Consider the following 5588-nt stretch of genomic DNA (forward strand, 5'->3'; position numbering starts at 1 on the left):
TTCTGCGGAAATTTGTAGATAATAATCTTCTCGATTAACTCGATAACATTTCTTTGAGTGTTAGGGTCAATAATCTGTTGGCGAGTTTGCTTAATCAAGGATTGAACCTGTTCGGGTGCTTTTTTCCCGCTGATGAGGATAAACTGGAGGATACTTATCCCCAGAGAGGGAGGAGATTCAGCCTCGATTTCATCGAGATATATTCGTTGTATCCGCTCTAAGTTTAGCAAATTTTGGTAAGCGATGGGAAACCCAATGTCCAAGCGGCGCTTTCCCCACAGAATCACGGGACAGCAGGCGCGTTCCGGCTTATACTGCTTGAGATAGAGGAAGATTTGAGTCATAAATCGCCAATAAAAATCCTCGTCTTTTTGAAATTGAACTTCGACAAAGTAAAGCGGATAATCTGGGTGGTCTGCATCGGGAATAAATACCCCATCGAGTCGGAAAGCCAATTCTTTGATTTCGATTGACTTGAATTGATAATTTTGCGCTAGATTGGGAGATTCTCCTAGCAGTTGAAAGAGAAGTTCGGGAAAGACTTGAAATAGGGTATAAAAGATTTTATCGGTTTTCATTACTCCTTCTTTGGTCGTCAAGTCAATAGTTTTTTTATGAATTTTCGTTAAGTTTTTGTTAAATTTAGATTACTCTAACTAGCTTGATGTTTGAGCGTAGCTATTCCTAATTGCAAAACCTCTAAAACCTTGCCTAAATCACCAGCTAGTAAAGCATCTCTATCTAACCATAATCCAGGGAATATCTGGGAACAAATTATCCCTTCTGAGTTCGGTTCAAGTTTAATATATTCTTCATTGGTTAATCTAAACCAATCAAATTCTCCATCTTCGACTCGCCAGACTAAATATTCTTGCACTTGGTTACGGCGATAAACATTGAGTTTTTGATGTAAGTCAAGGGAGACGGTACTCGCTGCAATTTCGACGATTAACTCTGGCGCACCTTCGACATAACCATCCTCACTAATCGTTGATTGTCCACCATTTTTAATTCTTAATAGTGCATCAGGTTGAGGTTCATTGTCCGCATCAAGGCGCACCGTACAATTATCACCTAATTCTGTTCCGGGTGTACTTGACCAATAGTTACCTAACCAAGTAATAATGCGCGCATGAGGATTGCCATGATTCGTAATTCTTAGGGGAGAAGCCATAATATAAACAATTCCTTCAATGAGTTCTGCTTTTTTTAGATTTGGCATGGCATTATATCTACGCTCAAATTCACGACGAGTAAGCTTGTCCCCATTTTCTAGGCGTGGAATGGTTAATTGAGGAGAAATTGTTGCAGTAGCTATCATCTTGGTATTTCCTGTCGTCAAAAAATGGGTAATTCTAAAGTAAATCTGGGTAAAACGTCCTCCCCAGATAAGGTGGTTGGTAATGAGACGATTTATACTTCCTGATTTTGGCGATAGATGGCTACCTGTTGACTAATGGGATCAATTAACCAACCGAGTCTTAAGCCACTATCAAGATATTCCTCCATTTTTTCTTGGAGTTGACTTAAAGAATCAGTACGCAACCTTAATTCTATCACAAAATCAGGACAAACTGTTAATAGCACCAATTGGGGGCATAATGATTAATTCGCCTTCGGCAGTTTGTTCAATTCGCCAATCGTCGTTACTATGGCAAAGTTGATAAAATTGCTCATCGCTTAAATTGACGGATTTTAAGTTTAAGGTAATGCTTTCTGCGGTAATCATGGGGGTTAATTTGCCTAATTAAATACTTGAGAAACTTTTATATTTAGTTGATTAAATATAGATGATTTTACTAAGTCATCATTGCTAAAATTACCTATTTCTGTATAAGTATTTCCTCTTAATTCTAAGACTAAAATGGTTTGAGTTTGGGGATCAACTATCCAGTATTCAGGAATACCACAATCTTGATATTGGATTCTTTTGGCTATGTAATCTCTTTCTCTTTGAATTTCACCAAGGCTAACTACTTCAATAACTAATAAAGGGGGTGACATGGAAAGAAGAATAGTATTTCTTTTTGAGAGTAGTTTAATATGTTCTTCTCGAATAATTGTTAAGTCAGGATAACGGTTTTTAGGTTCTCCTCTGACTTCTAATTCTAAACCATGTCCTCTGATTATATCAGTTCCTAGCATTAAGGCAAATACCAAGAAAAGACGATTGGCAATTTGGTAGTTCAGTCCTGATTCTGGTGGCATTTCTATCAATTTGCCGTTAAATAATTCATATAATCCCTCTGAATTATCCTCATATTGTAGATATTCAGCGAAGGTTTCAAATCGAGGTTTAGTTATTAACATCAATTTTACTCCATCTTGAATGATTTGTAATAATAAAGCCGAATATTGTCAATCTTCGTTTTCTCTAATTCTTTTTGAGTAGTACCTACCTACATACTAAGAACTGTTAGTTTGCTAAAGTCAAAGTTATGTCCTAAAAATTTCTGTAATAACGAATAATCTAATTGAACACCAACACGGCTTTCAACTTGCAGAAAAAAAGCTAAAGATTGAGTTAGACATTTTTGCCATTCTTGGGACTGATCTTTAAAAAAGAGCATAAACCGTGAGGCAATGAGTTTATCTAATTCTATCTTACAGGAGGCTTCAATATTACAATCGCCTTCAACTTCCATAACAAAATCTTCAAACAGCCGCAGAGTATAAATCGGCTCAACATCAAAAGCTTGTTGATGATTACGGACAAATTGTATTCTTTGCTCTTTGAGGGAGTTTTTTTGAATCTCAGCAACTATCATAATTTCAAGTGTTAGATTAAAGATGAAAAGTCGGGGATTTATGTAAATCTTTGATTTTGATTCTCAGAGTTTAAGAAAATCCCCGACTTTTTTAATCACTTCGCTCAAAAGCTTCTCCCGCGTGCCAGGTAACAGAAAGCCCTGAATTAACAAGGATTGTGCGTCAATTACAAGGGAGCAACCGTGCGCCTTGGCAAGCAGAAAAAGACTTTTGACATGATTTGAAGTTCGATGCTTGAATCGGGAGGATTACTCCGCGTCGTCTCCCGCAAAAGGATACCGCGAATCCCGCGCATCCCATTCCAGGGGGGCGATCGCATTGCCATCACGAGAGACGGTAGCGGCATTTTCCCGTTGGACAGGAGCAGCATTGCGGGGTGTCAGTTTCTTGGTTTTCATGGTGGAATTTCCTCCAATCAGTTGGTTTTTCACAGTATGGCAAAACTGCCAATCCAAGTCAACAGCCTTAATAAAACAGCTACCCCCCCCCTACAGGGGGGAAGATCAAGAAGATTTTTTTTTAGGGAAGGGGTGTCTTGAATTAGTCAACAAAAATCCTCCTCATTGCTGAAAACCGTTGAGACAAGAAGCTTAAGCCCCTTGTCCATACCCAATTTAAATGCACAACAGCTTACCAAATTACTGAAGAATAGAAATTAGCTATTTTTTGATCTGCGGTAATAATAGGAGCTTGATTTTTTTGGGCAATTGCCACAACCACTCTATCTGCTGGATCTCGATGTTCCCATTGTAACTTAACACTTTCTAGCCAAATGTTCTCATCTATGGGAATAATCTGGATAACATCAGACCTTTTGATCGCTGCAATATAGTCATCAATGTCCACACCTAAATCTAATTTTTGGTTTTTAATCTTAATGGCTATTTCCCAGAATGCTATTGATGGCACTAGACCATTTTTTTCCTGTTCCATAAGATCGCAAGCTGACAGGGCTCTTGGAGAAAGTTTATCTGGATCTAAACTCCACCAAATTAAAGCGCAAGTGTCAAGAACAATTTTTATACTTGCTGCCATTCTTCAGTTGTGGGAGTAGTTAAATCTTCAAAATACCGAACTTTTCCTCGCATAGTTTTAAATAATTCCGCAGTTGAATGACTTTTTCGATAGGGTGAAATTCTCGCCACTGGCTTATTTCCCTCGATCACTACAATCTCTTCGCCTTCTAACTCTACATTTTGTAACAATTCTAGTAAATTATCTTTTAACTGAGTTTTGTCAACAGTTTTCATAAACATTTTTTGATGAGTTTATTGTTAATATTTTAGACTACACCACCAACAATGTCAATAGTTTCTAGGTCAATTTTTGTTAAGAAAAAGTCAAGTTTGCGAATCACACTTTCTCACTTAATAAAACAGCTATCTCCTTTTAGGGATTAGTAGTTGTAGATGAAGAACAAACCTTATTCGCTTGGGCATAAATTTTCAACGCAACAGACATTTGTTGTTGTGCCGTTCCTCCTTGGGACTGAAACCAGGCAAAAGTTTCTGGATCGACTTCAACTTCTACAGTAACAGAAGGATTAGGCATTCGCAGTTGTGCTTTAGCCCAAAAATACTCTGATAGAGGAGGAATATCAGAAGTGTCAATATCCTCATCTTTCATTTCATCAATTCTATTCCAATCTGTTTTTGAGATATTGTTCATAATATTTTTGTTTATAAGATAATGATTTTCTTAAAGATATAATACGAATTGTTTGAGCGTCAGGTTCAGTCATCTAGTAAACCAATAGCAACAAAGCGATCTTCTCCATAATTCTCTCGCTCATCTAATTCAACAACCATCGGTAAGTTAAAGATACGATAGGCATCTGCAAAGTCAAATCCCTGGGACAATTCAGACTTGAATTAGCGTTGTTCTGGTGCTTTGTTGGTGCTGATGAGGATAAACTGGTGTATATTTATCCCAAGAGATGATAGATGGGATAACTTTAGATTAGCACTTACTATTCTACCCCACATCTATGCTTCCCTTCTGTTAATTTTCCTTGGTGATCTTCCACATTTCTTAAATAATTTGACCAATCACATCTCTCGATGAATGCTCAAAAAATACCTCGTCTCTGTGAGCTAAAAATTCAGGCAATTACTCCCTATGCTCTCGCGTGGTCGCACCAGCGATCGCTGGTGGAGGCGAGAATTGCTAATCCTAACTTGCCCGACATTTTGCTCCTACTGGAACATCCCCCCGTTTACACCCTCGGTAGCGGTTCAGATATTAAGTTTATTAAATTTAATCTTGACAAAACCGACAAAGAAGTGTATAGAATCGAGCGAGGAGGCCAAGTCACCTATCACTGTCCGGGGCAATTAGTGGGCTATCCGATCCTCAATTTGCGCTATTATCAGCAGGATTTACACTGGTATTTGCGACAATTAGAAGAAGTCATCCTGCAAACTATCGCTATTTATGGATTGTCGGGGGAAAGAATCGGGGGTTTGACGGGGGTATGGGTAGAAGGGTATAAAATAGCGGCAATCGGTATTAAAGTTAGTCATTGGATTACCTATCATGGTTTTGCCGTCAATGTTTGTCCAGATTTAAGCGGTTTTGCCGAGATTATTCCCTGTGGGATTGCTAATAAACCCGTGGGCAGTTTACAGCAGTTTCTGCCTAATATTAGTCTTATGCAAGTACAGCGAGATTTATCGAGAGTTTTCGCCTCAGTTTTCGGTGTGGAATTATTTTCTCTTGACAAGGATTAATTTGACATCCTCACCGCCGTAAACGGACGGTGATTCCCAAACCTCACGATTTAGGTTTCTGCTTCTTTCCCTTGCGGGGTTTCGCACCTG

10 protein-coding genes and 1 pseudogene are annotated in these 5588 nt (G+C 38.5%); 1 reads left to right on the forward strand and 10 read right to left on the reverse strand.

Annotation, left to right across the window (positions count from 1 at the left end; translation table 11 throughout):
* The 10 genes and pseudogenes from BGL89_RS17140 to BGL89_RS21540 all read right to left on the reverse strand — a co-directional run.
* Positions 1 to 599, reverse strand: a 599-nt coding sequence (locus tag BGL89_RS17140; protein ID WP_286826746.1) for a DUF2887 domain-containing protein, incomplete at its 3' end; no start/stop codon positions are given.
* A gap of 53 nt (positions 600 to 652) precedes the next feature.
* Entirely contained in the window at positions 653 to 1321 is a 669-nt protein-coding gene (locus tag BGL89_RS17145; protein ID WP_286826747.1) for a Uma2 family endonuclease, read from the reverse strand.
* 17 nt (positions 1322 to 1338) lie between these two features.
* Positions 1339 to 1729: pseudogene (locus tag BGL89_RS17150) on the reverse strand (Uma2 family endonuclease).
* Positions 1730 to 1743: 14 nt separating this feature from the next.
* On the reverse strand, positions 1744 to 2310 hold the full coding sequence (locus tag BGL89_RS17155) for a Uma2 family endonuclease (RefSeq protein WP_286826748.1): 567 nt from the start codon (positions 2308 to 2310) through the stop codon (positions 1744 to 1746).
* A gap of 89 nt (positions 2311 to 2399) precedes the next feature.
* Positions 2400 to 2768: a DUF5838 family protein gene (locus tag BGL89_RS17160; protein WP_286826749.1), complete on the reverse strand. Its 369-nt coding sequence runs from the start codon at positions 2766 to 2768 to the stop codon at positions 2400 to 2402.
* Positions 2769 to 3017: 249 nt separating this feature from the next.
* Complete coding sequence (locus BGL89_RS17165; protein ID WP_286826750.1) at positions 3018 to 3167, reverse strand: anacyclamide/piricyclamide family prenylated cyclic peptide; 150 nt, start codon at positions 3165 to 3167, stop codon at positions 3018 to 3020.
* A 232-nt stretch (positions 3168 to 3399) separates the two neighbouring features.
* Positions 3400 to 3804: a type II toxin-antitoxin system VapC family toxin gene (locus BGL89_RS17170; RefSeq protein WP_286826751.1), complete on the reverse strand. Its 405-nt coding sequence runs from the start codon at positions 3802 to 3804 to the stop codon at positions 3400 to 3402.
* The gene (locus BGL89_RS17175) at positions 3789 to 4019 is read right to left on the reverse strand and encodes a type II toxin-antitoxin system Phd/YefM family antitoxin (protein ID WP_286826752.1); all 231 of its coding nucleotides are present in this window, start codon (positions 4017 to 4019) and stop codon (positions 3789 to 3791) included. Before BGL89_RS17175 ends, BGL89_RS17170 begins: the two co-directional genes overlap by 16 nt.
* Positions 4020 to 4158: 139 nt before the next feature.
* Positions 4159 to 4437, reverse strand: a complete 279-nt coding sequence (locus tag BGL89_RS17180; protein WP_286826753.1) for a BrnA antitoxin family protein — start codon at positions 4435 to 4437, stop codon at positions 4159 to 4161.
* A gap of 65 nt (positions 4438 to 4502) precedes the next feature.
* Positions 4503 to 4628 carry a BrnT family toxin gene (locus BGL89_RS21540; protein WP_286826754.1) on the reverse strand — a complete coding sequence of 42 codons (126 nt, stop codon included), beginning with the start codon at positions 4626 to 4628 and terminating at the stop codon, positions 4503 to 4505.
* A gap of 201 nt (positions 4629 to 4829) precedes the next feature.
* On the opposite strand from BGL89_RS21540, the gene lipB reads away from it, so the two are divergent.
* Positions 4830 to 5498: a lipoyl(octanoyl) transferase LipB gene (gene lipB / locus BGL89_RS17190; protein WP_286826755.1), complete on the forward strand. Its 669-nt coding sequence runs from the start codon at positions 4830 to 4832 to the stop codon at positions 5496 to 5498.
* Positions 5499 to 5588: the final 90 nt, after the last annotated feature.

The organism is Microcystis sp. LSC13-02 (genome assembly GCA_002282935.1).
Taxonomy (GTDB): Bacteria; Cyanobacteriota; Cyanobacteriia; order Cyanobacteriales; family Microcystaceae; genus Microcystis.

Bases quoted from the DNA above. Each gene is read 5' to 3' on its own strand.
- BGL89_RS17165 (WP_286826750.1), bottom strand. From the start codon at position 3,167: ATGAAAACCAAGAAACTGACACCCCGCAATGCTGCTCCTGTCCAACGG.
- lipB (WP_286826755.1), top strand. From the start codon at position 4,830: ATGAATGCTCAAAAAATACCTCGTCTCTGTGAGCTAAAAATTCAGGCA.
- BGL89_RS17175 (WP_286826752.1), bottom strand. From the start codon at position 4,019: ATGAAAACTGTTGACAAAACTCAGTTAAAAGATAATTTACTAGAATTG.
- BGL89_RS17180 (WP_286826753.1), bottom strand. From the start codon at position 4,437: ATGAACAATATCTCAAAAACAGATTGGAATAGAATTGATGAAATGAAA.
- BGL89_RS17170 (WP_286826751.1), bottom strand. From the start codon at position 3,804: ATGGCAGCAAGTATAAAAATTGTTCTTGACACTTGCGCTTTAATTTGG.
- BGL89_RS17145 (WP_286826747.1), bottom strand. From the start codon at position 1,321: ATGATAGCTACTGCAACAATTTCTCCTCAATTAACCATTCCACGCCTA.
- BGL89_RS17155 (WP_286826748.1), bottom strand. From the start codon at position 2,310: ATGTTAATAACTAAACCTCGATTTGAAACCTTCGCTGAATATCTACAA.
- BGL89_RS17160 (WP_286826749.1), bottom strand. From the start codon at position 2,768: ATGATAGTTGCTGAGATTCAAAAAAACTCCCTCAAAGAGCAAAGAATA.